We start from the raw sequence: 11,738 nt of genomic DNA, 5'->3' as shown, positions 1-11,738 counted from the left end.
AGAAACGCCATGTCCCGGCCCGCCCTGCGTTCCGCGTCCGTTCCGCTGCTGGCGCTGGCCGGCGCGACCGCCGGCGCTGCGCCCCACGACGGCCTGCTGGAGAACGCCAACTGGTCGCTGCTCAGCCGCAACTATTTCCTGCAGACCGACTACCGCACCGATCCCTCGCCCAGCGGGCAGAGCTACCGCCAGGAATGGGCACAGGGCTTCATCGCCAATATCGAGTCGGGTTTCACCCCGGGGACCATCGGCCTGGGCGTCGACGCCCACGCCTTCCTCGGCCTCAAGCTCGACGGCGGCCGTGGCCATGCCGGCACCGGCCTGCTGCCGCGTGACGCCGAGGGGCGCGCGGAGGACGACTACTCCTCCGCTGGCGGCGCGCTGAAGCTCGACCTGTCGCAAACCACGCTGAAATTCGGCGAAATGACCGTGGAAACCCCGGTGTTCGACACCGCCGACAAGCGCCTGCAGCCCGAATACGCCAGCGGCACCCTGATCGACTCCCGCGAACTGGACGGCGTGCGCTTCCAGGCCGGGCGCTTCACCGCCTTCAAGAACCAGGACCACAGCACCCGCCGTGGCGACTTCGACGGCTACGGCGCCACCACCCGCAATAGCGCGGTGAGCTTCGCCGGCGCGGATTTCACCCCGTCCGAGCGCTACGGCGGCTCGCTGTTCGCCGGCCAGCTCGACGACACCTGGCGCCAGTACTACCTAAACCTGCACTACCTCGACGGTGGCCTGTGGCTGGACGGCAACCTCTACCGCACCCGCGACGAGGGCCAGGCCCGCGCCGGCGCCATCGACACCCGCGCCTGGAGCCTGGCGGCGCGCTACCGTTTTGGTGCGCAGGGCGTGCTGCTCGGCTACCAGAAGATCGAGGGCGACACGCCGTTCGATTTCGTCGGCGGCGACTCCATCTACCTCGCCAACTCGATCAAGTACGCCGACTTCAACGGTCCAGGGGAACACTCCTGGCAGTTGCGCTACGACCTCGACCTGGGCGTGTTCGGCGTGCCCGGCCTGAGCTTCATGACCCGCTACGTGCGCGGCAGCGGCATCGACGGCAGCCACGCGCCGGCCGCTGGCGCCTACGCCGGGCAGTACGGCTCCGACGGCCGCCACTGGGAGCGCGACAGCGAGCTGCGCTACGTGGTCCAGACCGGGCCGGCCAAGGACCTTTCGCTGCACTTCTCCCAGGTCAGCCACCGCGGCAACGACGAGCAGCCCGGCGCCGACATCGACCGGATCTACGTGATCGTCGAGTACCCCATCAAGGGCATCTTCTAGGTTCCGTACGAGAAGTGTCTGCGCATCGGCGATGCGTCGTTAGAACTCGGTTCGGACTGCTCATTTACAACACGTAAACTCCGCGTCCTCACCGATTTCTGCCTGGCCTCACCTTCGCTCGACGACTCCTCGCACAGACCCGGGCGCTAGCGGCGGGTCGGCTGGAACGGCGCGCAGCCGAGCTCGCGGCAGGTCAGGTTCTCGCCGCTGAACTGCGTGGCGTCCTGGTCGAAGATGTCGCGCAGCCAGTCGCTCACCGCCTGGAAGCGGCCGATGCGCCCGGCGTCGCGGTGGCTGAGCAACCAGATTTCCCGCGCCACCACCGGGCCGGTGAGGCGCACCAGGCCGTTGCGCTCGCCGAGGATGCACGGCAGCAGGGCCATGCCCAGGCCGGTTTCGCAGGCGTGGGTGAGGGTGGTCACGCTGCTGGCACGCAGGGCGTAGCCGGCCTCGGGGGCGAAGTTGCGCAGCCACTGCATTTCCGGGGTGTCGTCCAGTTCCTCGCCGTAGGCCAGCCAGGGTTGCTGCGGCCAGTCCTGCGGCGGCAGTTCGGCGAAGGCGGTGGCGGCGTACACCGCGAAACCGATGTCGGCGACCTTGCGCATCACCAGCGCGGCGTCCTCCTGCGGGCGCGCCAGGCGCAGGGCGAAGTCGGCCTCGCGGCGGGTGAAGGACAGCGAGCAGTTGGCCGGGATCAGTTGCAGCTGCAGGTTCGGGTAGGTGCGCGACAGCTGCGGCATGTGCTGCACCAGCCAGTGGCTGAAGAGGAAGTCGATCGCCGTCAGGCGCACCGAGCCGGTGATCGCGCTGGCCTCGTTGCGGGTCTCCAGCAGCATGCTCTGCACGTCGCCGAGGATGCGCTCGCCATAGGTAAGGAAGGCTTCGCCGGCGTCGGTGGGCTTGTAGCCGGCGTTGTCGCGGATGAACAGGCGGGTCTGCAACGCCGATTCGGCCGCCACCAGGCGCCGGCTCATGGTCGAGGGATCGACGCCGAGCGCGCGGCCGGCGGCGCTCATGCTGCCGTGGCGGGCCAGGGCGAGGAGGATCGGGATGTCGTTCCAGTCGAAGTTCATGGCGTTCTCCTCGTGGATCGGTGATCAGAAACGCACGTCGGCGGCGGCGATGACCCTGGCGCGCTGGCCGAAGCTGCTGATGCTGCCGAGCACCGCGTTGTGGTGGGCGCTGATCTGCGCGGCGCCGAGCACGGCGTTGTCCACCGTGGAGTGGGCGTCGCCCGCCAGGGTCACCGCGTAGCCCAGGGCGAGGGCGCGGCGGGTGGTGGTGTCGACGCAATAGTCGCTCTGCAGGCCGCAGATCACCAGATGGTCGATGCCGCGCGCCTGCAGCAGCTCGGCGAGGTCGGTGCGCAGGAAGGAGTCCGGGGTGGTCTTGCGCACCCGGAGGTCATCGGCGTCGGTCAGCAGGCGCGGTTCCAGCTGCCAGGCGTCGCTCTGGTAGGGCATGTCGCCGTCCTCGTGCTGGATCAGCAGCACCGGCACGCCGGCCGCGCGCGCGGCGCGGCCCATGGCGTTGATGCGTTGCAGGACGTTGTCGATGTCGAAGCAGGGGTTGCTGCCGGAGCAGAGGTCGGACTGGACGTCGATGATCAGCAGGGCGGTGCGCATGGCGGGAATCCTGGGGCGTTCGAGGTGCGGAGCGCAGGATGGTAGCCGCCCGCGCCGGCCGGGCCAATGCTGGCGAATGCCCCGCGGAGATTCCCGAGGCGCTCGCTCCCGCGCCGGGCGGGAGCGAGGGGCCTGTCAGAGGAACATGCCGCCCGAGGCTTCGACGCGCTGGCCGTTGATCCAGCGGCTGCCGTCGGCGAACAGCGCGGCGATGGCGCCGCCAATGTCGTCCGGCAGGCCGACGCGGCCCAGCGCGGTGTTGCTGGCGATCTGCTGGTTGATCTCGGCGTTGTCGCGCACCACGCCGCCGCCGAAGTCGGTCTCGATGGCGCCGGGGGCGATGATGTTCACGCCGATGCCGCGCGCGCCCAGTTCCTTCGCCTGGTAGCGGGTCAGCACTTCCATCGCGCCTTTCATCGCCGCGTAGGCGGCGTAGCCGGGCAGGGCGAAGCGGGTCAGGCCGCTGGAAACGTTGAGGATGCGCCCGCCGTCGGCGATCAGCGGCAGCAGCTTCTGGGTGAGGAAGAACGGGCCCTTGAGCTGGATGTTCAGCAACTGGTCGAACTGCGCCTCGGTGGTTTCGGCGAAGGTGGCGTGGATGCCGATGCCGGCGTTGTTCAGCAGGAAGTCGAAGCGCTCGCGGCCGAAGGTGCTGCGCAGGGCGTCGCGGACCTGGTCGGCGAAGGTGTCGAAGCTGGCGCTGTCGGCGACGTCCAGCGGCAGCATCAGGGCGCGGCCGCCGTGCCGTTCGATCTCGGCGGCCACCGTGCGGGCCTCGTCGGCCTGGCTGCGGTAGGTGCCGATGATGTCGATGCCTGCGGCGGCGAGGTGCAGGGCGGCGTTGCGGCCGAGGCCGCGGCTGGCGCCGGTGATGAGGGCGATCTTGCGGGTCATGGCGAAGCTCCTGTTCAGGTGGGATTGAGGGGAAGCTTATTGTTCGATGGCTTCGTGATAAATCTGCCAATTTCGGAAATACTGGTCGGCGTATCCGAACAATAGCGATCCGCCGCCATGCTCCGTCCCGACCTCCTGCGCACCTTCGTCCGCGTCACCGAACTGGCCAGTTTCACCCAGGCCGGCGAGCAGCTCGGCCTGCCGCGCTCCACCGTGTCCGAACACGTCCAGGCGCTGGAGGAGCTGCTCGGCACGCGCCTGCTGCAGCGCACCACGCGGCGCGTCACCGCGACCCAGGACGGCCTGGTGCTCTACGAGCGCAGCAAGGACATGCTGGCCCAGCTCGACGAATTGCAGGGCCTGTTCCGACAGGACGCCGAGGCGCTGGGCGGGCGCCTGCGGGTGGACATGCCGACGGTGATGGCGCGCAAGCTGGTGATGCCGCGCCTGGGCGAGTTCCTCGCGCGGCACCCGGCGCTGGAGCTGGAGGTGAGCTGCACCGACCGCCGCGTCGATCTGGTGCGCGAGGGCTTCGATTGCGTGGTGCGGGTCGGCGCGGTGAGCGATGCGTCGGTGGTGGCGCGCACGCTGGGGCAGTTTCCCCAGGTCACCTGCGCCAGCCCGGCCTATCTGGCCGAACACGGCGTGCCGCAGACCCTGGACGACCTCGCCGGGCACCGGCTGATCCACTACGTGAGCGTGCTGGGCGCGCGGCCGCTGGGCTTCGAGTACCTGCACCACGGGCAGACGCGCTACCTGCCGATGGACGGGGCGCTGTCGGTGAACAACGCCGAGGCCTACGAGAGCGCGGCCATGGGCGGCCTGGGGATCATCCAGGTGCCGGTGCACGGCGTGCTCGATGACCTGGAGGCGGGGCGGCTGGTGCAGGTGCTGCGGGACGTGCCGCTGCCGCCCATGGAAATCTCCCTGCTCTACGCCCATCGCCGCCTGCCGCAGCGGGTGCGGGTGTTCATGCAGTGGCTGGCGCAGTTGCTGGGCGAGCCCGGTGTACTGGGCCCGCCTTTATCCGCGCGGGGTTAGCTGTCCCAGGCGGAATTCAGGATCACCTCGCAGAAGTTGCCGCGCTGGAAGTCCGGGTCCTTCATTTCCAGCACGTCCGCTTTCACGTTGCCGAAGGTGGTCTCTGGCTTGCCTTTGATGCCGTCGTAGAAGGCCTGCAGGATGTCCTGCTTGAACTGCCCGCCGCGCGGATGGGCGGCGACCACGGCGTTGCGCTGGGCGTCGGGGAACTGGTCGTGGGCGATGCCCAGCACGTCCATTTCCACGCCGGCGGTGACCAGCGCGATCTCCGCCTTCATGTGCTGCGGGATGCCCGGTGTGGTGTGCAGGGCGATGGCGGTCCAGACGGTGTCGATATCGTCCTGGGCGATGCCGTGGCCGCGCAGGAACTCGGCGGCGCAGTCGGCGCCGTCCACTTCGAAGCGCTCGCAGCGGCTGCAGTAGCGCGGCATCAGGCCCATGTCGTGGAACATGGCGCCGGCGTAGAGCAGCTCGGCGTCGTACTTCAGGTCCTTGCGCGCGCCGGTCAGCGCGCCCCAGTAGTAGACGCGCGAGGAGTGGTGGAAGAGCAGGGGCGTGGCGTTGTCGCGGACCATCTCGGTGATGGCGCGGGCGAGGGTGCTGTCGGGGACTTTCACGCCGTTCAGGTCGAGGCTCATGGTGGGCTCCGGGGGCTGGCTTCTCAGGAAGCGGCGCGGGGTGCGCCGCGGTCCCGGTCATTGGAAATCCGTGGCCGGGCGGCGACAACGAGGGCGAGGGAGCGAATCCGGACAGGTGTCGTTCGTTTGCTGCCAGGGCCTGCCGAACGGGCCGCCATGCCGCTCGACCGGCCGTCCGGCGCCGCGGGAAAGTCCGCCTAGACTTGTCGATTCCGTCGTCGCCCAGGCGACCAGGCGGCATGCCGGTCATGCCGACCGCGCGAACATCAGGAGACTCACCATGTCCAGCCTGCAACGCATCAGCCCCTGCCTCTGGTTCGACGGCAAGGCCAGCGAGGCCGCCGAGTTCTACACCGGCATCTTCCCCAATTCGCGGATCGTCCAGACCAGCTATTACCCCGAGGCGGAAAAGGACCGCCACGGCGGCGTGCCCGGCTCGGTGCTGACGGTGGAGTTCGTGCTCGATGGCCAGACCTTCATCGCCCTGAACGGCGGGCCGGCCTTCACCTTCAACGAGGCGATCTCGCTGCAGGTGTTCTGCGACAGCCAGAAGGAGATCGACCACTTCTGGGACAAGCTCTCCGCCGGCGGGCCGGAGGAGGCGCAGATGTGCGGCTGGCTGAAGGATCGCTTCGGGGTGTCCTGGCAAATCTGCCCGCGGCATGTCGGCGACATGGTGGCCGACCCTGACCCGGCGAGGGCCTCGCGCACCCTGCAGGCGGTGATGGGGATGAAGAAGCTCGACATGGCGGCCATCGAGCGCGCCCACGCCGGCAACTGACGTCCGTCCGGGCGCCGCCGATGCGGGCGGGCGCGCGGCTATAGTTCAGGACGGGGCCGTGAGTCAGCGGGCTGCGCGGGCGACCGGCACGGCAGGGCGGAGCGAGGATTCAGCGATGTTCAGCCACATCACCGTTGGCACCGCGGACCTGCCGCGGGCCATCGCGTTCTACCAGCGAATCCTCGAACCCCTGGGCATCGGCCTGCTGGCGCACCGCCACAACCCGGAGCGCGCGGTGTTCACCCATCCGGACAGCGACATCGCCTTCTGCGTCTACCTGCCCATCGACGGCCTTCCGGCCAGTGCCGGCAATGGCAGCCTGGTGGCCTTCGAGGCGCGCACCCGGGCGCAGGTCGACGCCTTCCACCGGCGCGCACTGGAGCTCGGTGGCGCCGACGAAGGCGCGCCGGGGCTGCGGCTGAATTACTCGCCCACCTACTACGGCGCCTATGTGCGCGACCTGGACGGCAACAAGCTGTGTTGCGTCTGCCACCTGGAGGAGTGAACGCCGGCGCTGAACCGCCGGCCGTTCAGCCGCCGTGCCCGGCTCAGACCCACTGGTCGTTGCGCTTGCGGCGCACGCGCAGCAGGGTCGGCAGGATCAGGCCGGCGAGCAGACCGGCGCCGGCGATGCTGCCGCCGTAGGCCATGTAGCGCATCAGCACGCGCTTGTTCTCGTCGCCCAGTTGCGCCTGCGCCGAACGCAGGTCGGCGCGCGCCTGGCTCAGTTCGTTGTCCAGCTTGGTGCGCGCGGCCTGCAGCTCGTCGATCAGCTTCTTGCGCGCGTCGAGGGTTTCCTGCATGCCCTGCACGCGGGTCTTCCAGCTGTCGTTGATGCCGTCGAGCTGGCTGCTCAGCTCGGTCACCTTCTGCTCCAGCTGCGGCAGGCGCTCGGCCTGGCCGGGCTTGTCCTGCAGGTCGCGGCTGGGAATCCATACCGTGCTGCCGCTGTCGCTGCGCACCTGGCTGTAGTCGCCCTGGGTGCTCAGCAGCTCGACCTTCTGCCCGGAGATGAGGGTGCCGACGATGCGGTAGCCGTCGGTCGGGCCGCTGCGCACATAGGTGGTCAGGCTGTCGTTCACCCAGCGGGCGTTACCGGGCGCCTCCTCGGCCTGGGCCGGCAGCGTGGCCGCCAGCAGGCCACCGAGCAGGCAGGCACCCAGGGCGCGGGTCTGGAGGGAGGAAACACGGGGAGCAGGCTGGCGGGATAGGGACATGGGTCATCTTCACATGCTGATAGGAACAAACCCGGCAAGCGGGAGCGAAATAGCCGGCCCGGCGAATTGTTGTGAACCGGACGGGAACTGGCGCGATCAGGCGCCAAATGGCGAAATGCCATGCACCCGGTCCGGGTGGGCCGACAGCTGACAGACAGCCGACAGGCGGCAGGAGTTCACTGGTCGGCGAGATGGGGGATGGGCGGCTGTCCGCGGGCGGGACAGCCGGGAGGTGGGAGGCGCCGGATCAGGCGCGGCCTTCCGCGGCCTCGATGATCTCCAGCAGGTCGGTCAGGGTGTCTTCCAGGTACTGCCCGGCGCGGTAGTCCGGCTTCAGCGCATCGCCGCCGGCGACCACCACCCGCGGGCGCTCGACGAAACGGCCGACCAGCTCGAAGCGCTCGTCCAGCACGGCCACCACCGGGATCGCGATGCGCTCCAGCGCCAGGCGTTCGCGCAGGTCGTCCTCGGCGCGGCCGCGGGTGATCAGCGCCAGGTCGATGTTCGGCTGGGCTTGCCGGAGGAAGTCCAGCACGGTGACGTTGATCTGGCAGTCCGGGCACCACATCTCGCCGGCCACCAGCAGGTGGTAGCGCCGCTCGACGGCCTGGATGCGTTGGTGGGTGGCGGCGCCGACGGTCTCCGGCCTGGCCAGCCGGTGCTGGACCCTGCGCACGGCGGCGATCTCGTCCGGCAGGCCGTGGGCGACGAAGGTGTCGAAGCTGTCACCGATGGCGAAGAGTTCTTCGTAGGAGGCCATGGGCGTTTCTCTTGCGGCGGGGGATACCGGCATCCCAGCAGAATTGCCGGGCGAGGGCAACCGCGTGGCGGCTGGCCGTCAGTCCCGGTCCGGCGCGCCGAGCGGGAACAGCGGGCGGAAGGGGCGCGCCTCGTCGACGGCGCGGGCGAACGAGGGGCGCGCCAGCAGGCGCGCGCGGTACGCCCGCAGCACCGGGTAGGCGTCGTCGATGCGGTGGGTCCAGTCGGCGTAGAACAGCGCCGGCGCCGCCGCGCAGTCGGCGAGGGTGAAGTCGTCGCCGTTCGCCCAGGGCTCGCTGGCGGCCAGGTGGGCTTCCAGCCAGCCGTAGGCGCTTTCCAGCTTCCGCGTGGCGACGGCCAGGCCATCCTGGCGCTTGCCCGCATCGCCGGTCATCGCCGCGGACACCGCGTGCTGCACCGGGCTCATCACATGCAGGTCGAAGAAGCGGTCGAGGAAGCGCACCTGCAGGGCCGCCATCGGCTCGTCGGGCAGCCAGCGCTGCGGGCCGCCTTGGGTGAGCTGCAGGTATTCGATGATGATGCTCGACTCGGCGATGCTGCGTTCGCCGTCGACCAGCACTGGGAACTGGGCCAGCGGCCACAGGCGCAGCCATTGCGCCGAGTGCTCGGGGGTGTCCGGGCTGATGCAGCGGAACTCGAAGGGCGTGCCGTTCTCGTAGAGCGCGATCAGGACCTTCTGGGTATAGGAAGAAAACGGGTGACCATAGAGCGCGAGGGACATGGCGGGACCACCCGCGGTTTCGCGGCGTGGGTTGCGGGTGGTTTCACCCTAGTTGCCTGCGGGGTGCGCGGCAAGGCGTCCACCGATTGCCGGACGGCGCCCGCGCTCGTCGGATTTCGCTGGGCGCGGCAGGTCCGGTTTTCCCGGCCCATCTATGCTCAGCGCCGCCGTGAGCGGTTCGCTGTCGCTGGATTCGCGGCGTTTCTTTTCAACCCACCCATGAAGGAAACGACCCAAATGAGCATCGTGAAAGCGAAAGATGGCACCGAGATCTTCTACAAGGATTGGGGCAGCGGCCAACCGGTGGTGTTCTCCCATGGCTGGCCGTTGAACGGCGATGCCTGGGACGCGCAGATGTTGTTCCTGCTGCAGCGCGGCTACCGCGTCATCGCCCACGACAGGCGCGGGCATGGGCGCTCGGGCCAGCCGTCCGCGGGCAACGACATGGATACCTATGCCGACGACCTGGCGGCGCTGATCGACGCGCTGGACCTCAAGGAGGCGACGCTGGTCGGCCACTCCACCGGCGGTGGCGAGGTGACGCGCTACATCGGCCGCCACGGTACGCGGCGCCTGGCTGCCGCGGTGCTGATCGGCGCGGTGCCGCCGCTGATGCTCAAGACCGAAGCCAACCCCGACGGGCTGCCGAAGGAGGTGTTCGACGGCATCCGCAAGGGCGTGACGGACGACCGTTCGCAGTTCTACAAGGACCTGGCGCTGCCGTTCTACGGCTACAACCGGCCGGGCGCCAGGCCGTCCCAGGGGGTGATCGACAACTTCTGGCTGCAGGGCATGAGCGGCGGGATTCACGGCCAGTACCTGTGCATTCGCGAATTCTCCGAGGTGGACTACACCGAGGACCTGAAGAAGATCGACGTGCCGACCCTGATCCTTCACGGCGACGACGACCAGATCGTGCCCATCGGCGCCGCCGGCCGGCGTTCGGTGGAGTTCGTCCGCAACGGCGAGCTGAAGGTCTATCCGGGCGGATCGCACGGCATCTGCACCACCCAGCCGGATCTGATCAACGCGGACCTGCTGGCTTTCCTCAATCGCTGACGGCTGTTGTCCGGACGGTTCGCGAGCACGCTCGCGAACCCCGGCGCATGTGCTCCGCCGGGCCGAGCAGGACGAAGTAGCGGACGTCAGGCCGGTTCCTGGCAGACGTCGATCCAGTTGGCCTCGACCAGTTGGGCCAGGCGCTGCGGCCCGATCCTCACGGCACTGTGCACCGCGCCGGCCGCCGGCAGCACTTCGTCGAAGGCCTGCAGCGACACGTCACAGTAGACCGGCAACGGTGTCGCCAGGCCGAAGGGGCAGACCCCGCCGACCGGATGGCCGGTCAGCTCCACCACGTCTTCGGCGCCGAGCATCCTGGCCTTGCCGCCGAAGGCTTCCTTGAGCTTGCGGTTGTCCAGCCGCGCATCGCCGCGGGCGACCACCAGCACCGTGCGCTCGCCGACGCGCAGGGACAGGGTCTTGGCGATCCGTCCCGGCTCCACGCCGTGGGCCTCGGCGGCCAGGGCGACGGTGGCGGTGCTGGTCTCCAGCTCGATGATGGCGATGTCGGGGGCCTTTTCGGCGAAGAAGGCGCGAACCGATTCCAGGCTCATGGGCAGGCTTCCTGTACAGGGAAAGCGCTCCAATCTAGGGAGCGCGGGAGAGCCTGTCCAGTCACCGGGCCGGGCCGTGCGCCGTGGCCTATGCTCAGACGTCCCGCCTGCGCGGCGAAAAAATTTCCGGGTCGTTGTCGATTTCGCCCCGTGCCCATCGACTACTCGCCAGGAACCGGGAATGCCCGGCCGCCACGATGACCATTACAAGAGGAGAAGGACCATGCGTTTCATGGTGATAGTCAAGGCCACCGCCGAATCCGAAGCTGGCGTGATGCCCAAGGAGGAGCTGCTCGCGGCGATGGGGGCGTTCAACGAGGAACTCGCCAAAGCCGGCGTGATGCTCGCCGGTGAAGGGCTGCAGCCCAGCTCCAAGGGCGCGCGGATTCGCTTCGACGGCGCCTCGCGGACGGTCATCGACGGCCCCTTCGCCGAAACCAGGGAGCTGATCGCCGGCTTCTGGATCCTGCAGACCGCCTCGCTGCAGGAGTGCATCGACTGGGTCAAGCGTTCGCCCAATCCGTTCGAGGGGCAGTCGGAGATCGAAATCCGGCAGATCTTCGAGGCCGAGGACTTCGGCGCCGAATTCACCCCGGAGCTGCGCGAGCAGGAAGAGCGCATCCGCGAGCAGATCACCCGCAAACCCTGAAACAGGAGGAAGCCGCCATGTTGATGAATGCCTATCTGACCTTCGACGGCAACTGCGAAGAAGCCTTCCGTCATTACGCCGAGGTGCTGCACGGCGAGCTGCCGCGCCTGATGCGCTTCGCCGATGCACCGGGCTGCGAGGACATGCCGGCCGAGATGAAGAACCGTGTCATCCACGTGCGCCTGGAGGTGGACGGCCACGTGCTGATGGGTTCGGACACCTCGCCGCAGTGTGGCCAGTACGAGGGGGTGAAGGGCGTGTCGATCACCCTCAACGTCGACACCAAGGCAGAAGCCCGGCGCATCTTCGAGGCGCTGAGCAAGGGCGGCAAGGTCACCATGCCGCTGGAGCAGACCTTCTGGGCCGAGCTGTTCGGCGCGCTGGAGGATCGCTTCGGGGTGCCGTGGATGATCAATTGCGAGAAGGAAGCATGAGTTGATCGCGGACGGAGTCCGCTCCTGCGCCGGGCAGTGGCTCCCGCAGGAGCGG

The 11,738-nt window shown here is 68.8% G+C and carries 15 protein-coding genes; 7 read left to right on the top strand and 8 right to left on the bottom strand.

The features are described from left to right. Window positions 1-9 precede the first annotated feature (9 nt). Complete coding sequence (locus AC3B6A_RS15980) at window positions 10-1,290, top strand: OprD family porin (protein ID WP_488398186.1); 1,281 nt, start codon at window positions 10-12, stop codon at window positions 1,288-1,290. 146 nt (window positions 1,291-1,436) lie between these two features. Here AC3B6A_RS15980 and AC3B6A_RS15975 read toward each other — a convergent pair whose 3' ends face one another. The 3 genes from AC3B6A_RS15975 to AC3B6A_RS15965 all read right to left on the bottom strand — a co-directional run bounded on the left by AC3B6A_RS15975 (window position 1,437) and on the right by AC3B6A_RS15965 (window position 3,809). Then, on the bottom strand, window positions 1,437-2,363 hold the full coding sequence (locus AC3B6A_RS15975) for a LysR family transcriptional regulator (RefSeq protein ID WP_488398185.1): 927 nt from the start codon (window positions 2,361-2,363) through the stop codon (window positions 1,437-1,439). 24 nt (window positions 2,364-2,387) lie between these two features. After that, a complete protein-coding gene (locus tag AC3B6A_RS15970) occupies window positions 2,388-2,915 on the bottom strand; it encodes a cysteine hydrolase family protein (protein ID WP_488398184.1) in 528 nt (175 codons plus the stop codon). A 135-nt stretch (window positions 2,916-3,050) separates the two neighbouring features. Next, window positions 3,051-3,809: an SDR family NAD(P)-dependent oxidoreductase gene (locus tag AC3B6A_RS15965; protein ID WP_488398183.1), complete on the bottom strand. Its 759-nt coding sequence runs from the start codon at window positions 3,807-3,809 to the stop codon at window positions 3,051-3,053. Between the two features lie 117 nt (window positions 3,810-3,926). Between AC3B6A_RS15965 and AC3B6A_RS15960 the strand changes: the two genes are divergently transcribed. Next, entirely contained in the window at window positions 3,927-4,850 is a 924-nt protein-coding gene (locus AC3B6A_RS15960; protein WP_488398182.1) for a LysR family transcriptional regulator, read from the top strand. On the opposite strand, the gene AC3B6A_RS15955 is transcribed toward AC3B6A_RS15960, so the two are convergent. Next, on the bottom strand, window positions 4,847-5,488 hold the full coding sequence (locus AC3B6A_RS15955) for an HD domain-containing protein (RefSeq protein ID WP_488398181.1): 642 nt from the start codon (window positions 5,486-5,488) through the stop codon (window positions 4,847-4,849). The two genes, AC3B6A_RS15960 and AC3B6A_RS15955, sit on opposite strands and share 4 nt — an antisense overlap. A 280-nt stretch (window positions 5,489-5,768) precedes the next feature. Here AC3B6A_RS15955 and AC3B6A_RS15950 point away from each other — a divergent pair, with 280 nt between their 5' ends. Next, window positions 5,769-6,269 carry a VOC family protein gene (locus AC3B6A_RS15950; RefSeq protein ID WP_488398180.1) on the top strand — a complete coding sequence of 167 codons (501 nt, stop codon included), beginning with the start codon at window positions 5,769-5,771 and terminating at the stop codon, window positions 6,267-6,269. Window positions 6,270-6,384: 115 nt separating this feature from the next. Then, a complete protein-coding gene (locus AC3B6A_RS15945; RefSeq protein ID WP_488398179.1) occupies window positions 6,385-6,774 on the top strand; it encodes a VOC family protein in 390 nt (129 codons plus the stop codon). A 43-nt stretch (window positions 6,775-6,817) separates the two neighbouring features. On the opposite strand, the gene AC3B6A_RS15940 is transcribed toward AC3B6A_RS15945, so the two are convergent. The 3 genes from AC3B6A_RS15940 to AC3B6A_RS15930 form a co-directional block, all read right to left on the bottom strand. Further along, window positions 6,818-7,486, bottom strand: coding sequence for a TIGR04211 family SH3 domain-containing protein (locus tag AC3B6A_RS15940; protein ID WP_488398178.1), 669 nt, complete (start codon window positions 7,484-7,486; stop codon window positions 6,818-6,820). A gap of 247 nt (window positions 7,487-7,733) precedes the next feature. Then, the gene (locus tag AC3B6A_RS15935; protein ID WP_488398177.1) at window positions 7,734-8,246 is read right to left on the bottom strand and encodes a thioredoxin family protein; all 513 of its coding nucleotides are present in this window, start codon (window positions 8,244-8,246) and stop codon (window positions 7,734-7,736) included. A gap of 78 nt (window positions 8,247-8,324) precedes the next feature. Next, window positions 8,325-8,987 (bottom strand): glutathione S-transferase family protein, encoded by a 663-nt coding sequence (locus tag AC3B6A_RS15930; protein ID WP_488398176.1) that lies wholly within the window; start codon window positions 8,985-8,987, stop codon window positions 8,325-8,327. Window positions 8,988-9,224: 237 nt separating this feature from the next. On the opposite strand from AC3B6A_RS15930, the gene AC3B6A_RS15925 reads away from it, so the two are divergent. Continuing rightward, window positions 9,225-10,046 carry an alpha/beta fold hydrolase gene (locus tag AC3B6A_RS15925; RefSeq protein ID WP_488398175.1) on the top strand — a complete coding sequence of 274 codons (822 nt, stop codon included), beginning with the start codon at window positions 9,225-9,227 and terminating at the stop codon, window positions 10,044-10,046. Window positions 10,047-10,132: 86 nt separating this feature from the next. Here AC3B6A_RS15925 and AC3B6A_RS15920 read toward each other — a convergent pair whose 3' ends face one another. Next, a complete protein-coding gene (locus tag AC3B6A_RS15920; protein ID WP_488398174.1) occupies window positions 10,133-10,600 on the bottom strand; it encodes a YbaK/EbsC family protein in 468 nt (155 codons plus the stop codon). 223 nt (window positions 10,601-10,823) lie between these two features. Between AC3B6A_RS15920 and AC3B6A_RS15915 the strand changes: the two genes are divergently transcribed. Next, window positions 10,824-11,249, top strand: a complete 426-nt coding sequence (locus AC3B6A_RS15915; RefSeq protein ID WP_488398173.1) for a YciI family protein — start codon at window positions 10,824-10,826, stop codon at window positions 11,247-11,249. A 17-nt stretch (window positions 11,250-11,266) separates the two neighbouring features. Continuing rightward, window positions 11,267-11,683 (top strand): VOC family protein, encoded by a 417-nt coding sequence (locus AC3B6A_RS15910; RefSeq protein ID WP_488398172.1) that lies wholly within the window; start codon window positions 11,267-11,269, stop codon window positions 11,681-11,683. Window positions 11,684-11,738: the final 55 nt, after the last annotated feature.

This window comes from Pseudomonas sp. B12(2026) (assembly GCF_057767015.1).
Note: the sequence above shows the minus strand (reverse complement) of the source record. Positions and strands in the feature narration are given on the sequence as shown.

Coding starts and splice junctions, on each gene's coding strand:
- AC3B6A_RS15980 (WP_488398186.1), top strand. CDS start 10: ATGTCCCGGCCCGCCCTGCGTTCCGCGTCCGTTCCGCTGCTGGCGCTG.
- AC3B6A_RS15975 (WP_488398185.1), bottom strand. CDS start 2,363: ATGAACTTCGACTGGAACGACATCCCGATCCTCCTCGCCCTGGCCCGC.
- AC3B6A_RS15970 (WP_488398184.1), bottom strand. CDS start 2,915: ATGCGCACCGCCCTGCTGATCATCGACGTCCAGTCCGACCTCTGCTCC.
- AC3B6A_RS15965 (WP_488398183.1), bottom strand. CDS start 3,809: ATGACCCGCAAGATCGCCCTCATCACCGGCGCCAGCCGCGGCCTCGGC.
- AC3B6A_RS15960 (WP_488398182.1), top strand. CDS start 3,927: ATGCTCCGTCCCGACCTCCTGCGCACCTTCGTCCGCGTCACCGAACTG.
- AC3B6A_RS15955 (WP_488398181.1), bottom strand. CDS start 5,488: ATGAGCCTCGACCTGAACGGCGTGAAAGTCCCCGACAGCACCCTCGCC.
- AC3B6A_RS15950 (WP_488398180.1), top strand. CDS start 5,769: ATGTCCAGCCTGCAACGCATCAGCCCCTGCCTCTGGTTCGACGGCAAG.
- AC3B6A_RS15945 (WP_488398179.1), top strand. CDS start 6,385: ATGTTCAGCCACATCACCGTTGGCACCGCGGACCTGCCGCGGGCCATC.
- AC3B6A_RS15940 (WP_488398178.1), bottom strand. CDS start 7,486: ATGTCCCTATCCCGCCAGCCTGCTCCCCGTGTTTCCTCCCTCCAGACC.
- AC3B6A_RS15935 (WP_488398177.1), bottom strand. CDS start 8,246: ATGGCCTCCTACGAAGAACTCTTCGCCATCGGTGACAGCTTCGACACC.
- AC3B6A_RS15930 (WP_488398176.1), bottom strand. CDS start 8,987: ATGTCCCTCGCGCTCTATGGTCACCCGTTTTCTTCCTATACCCAGAAG.
- AC3B6A_RS15925 (WP_488398175.1), top strand. CDS start 9,225: ATGAGCATCGTGAAAGCGAAAGATGGCACCGAGATCTTCTACAAGGAT.
- AC3B6A_RS15920 (WP_488398174.1), bottom strand. CDS start 10,600: ATGAGCCTGGAATCGGTTCGCGCCTTCTTCGCCGAAAAGGCCCCCGAC.
- AC3B6A_RS15915 (WP_488398173.1), top strand. CDS start 10,824: ATGCGTTTCATGGTGATAGTCAAGGCCACCGCCGAATCCGAAGCTGGC.
- AC3B6A_RS15910 (WP_488398172.1), top strand. CDS start 11,267: ATGTTGATGAATGCCTATCTGACCTTCGACGGCAACTGCGAAGAAGCC.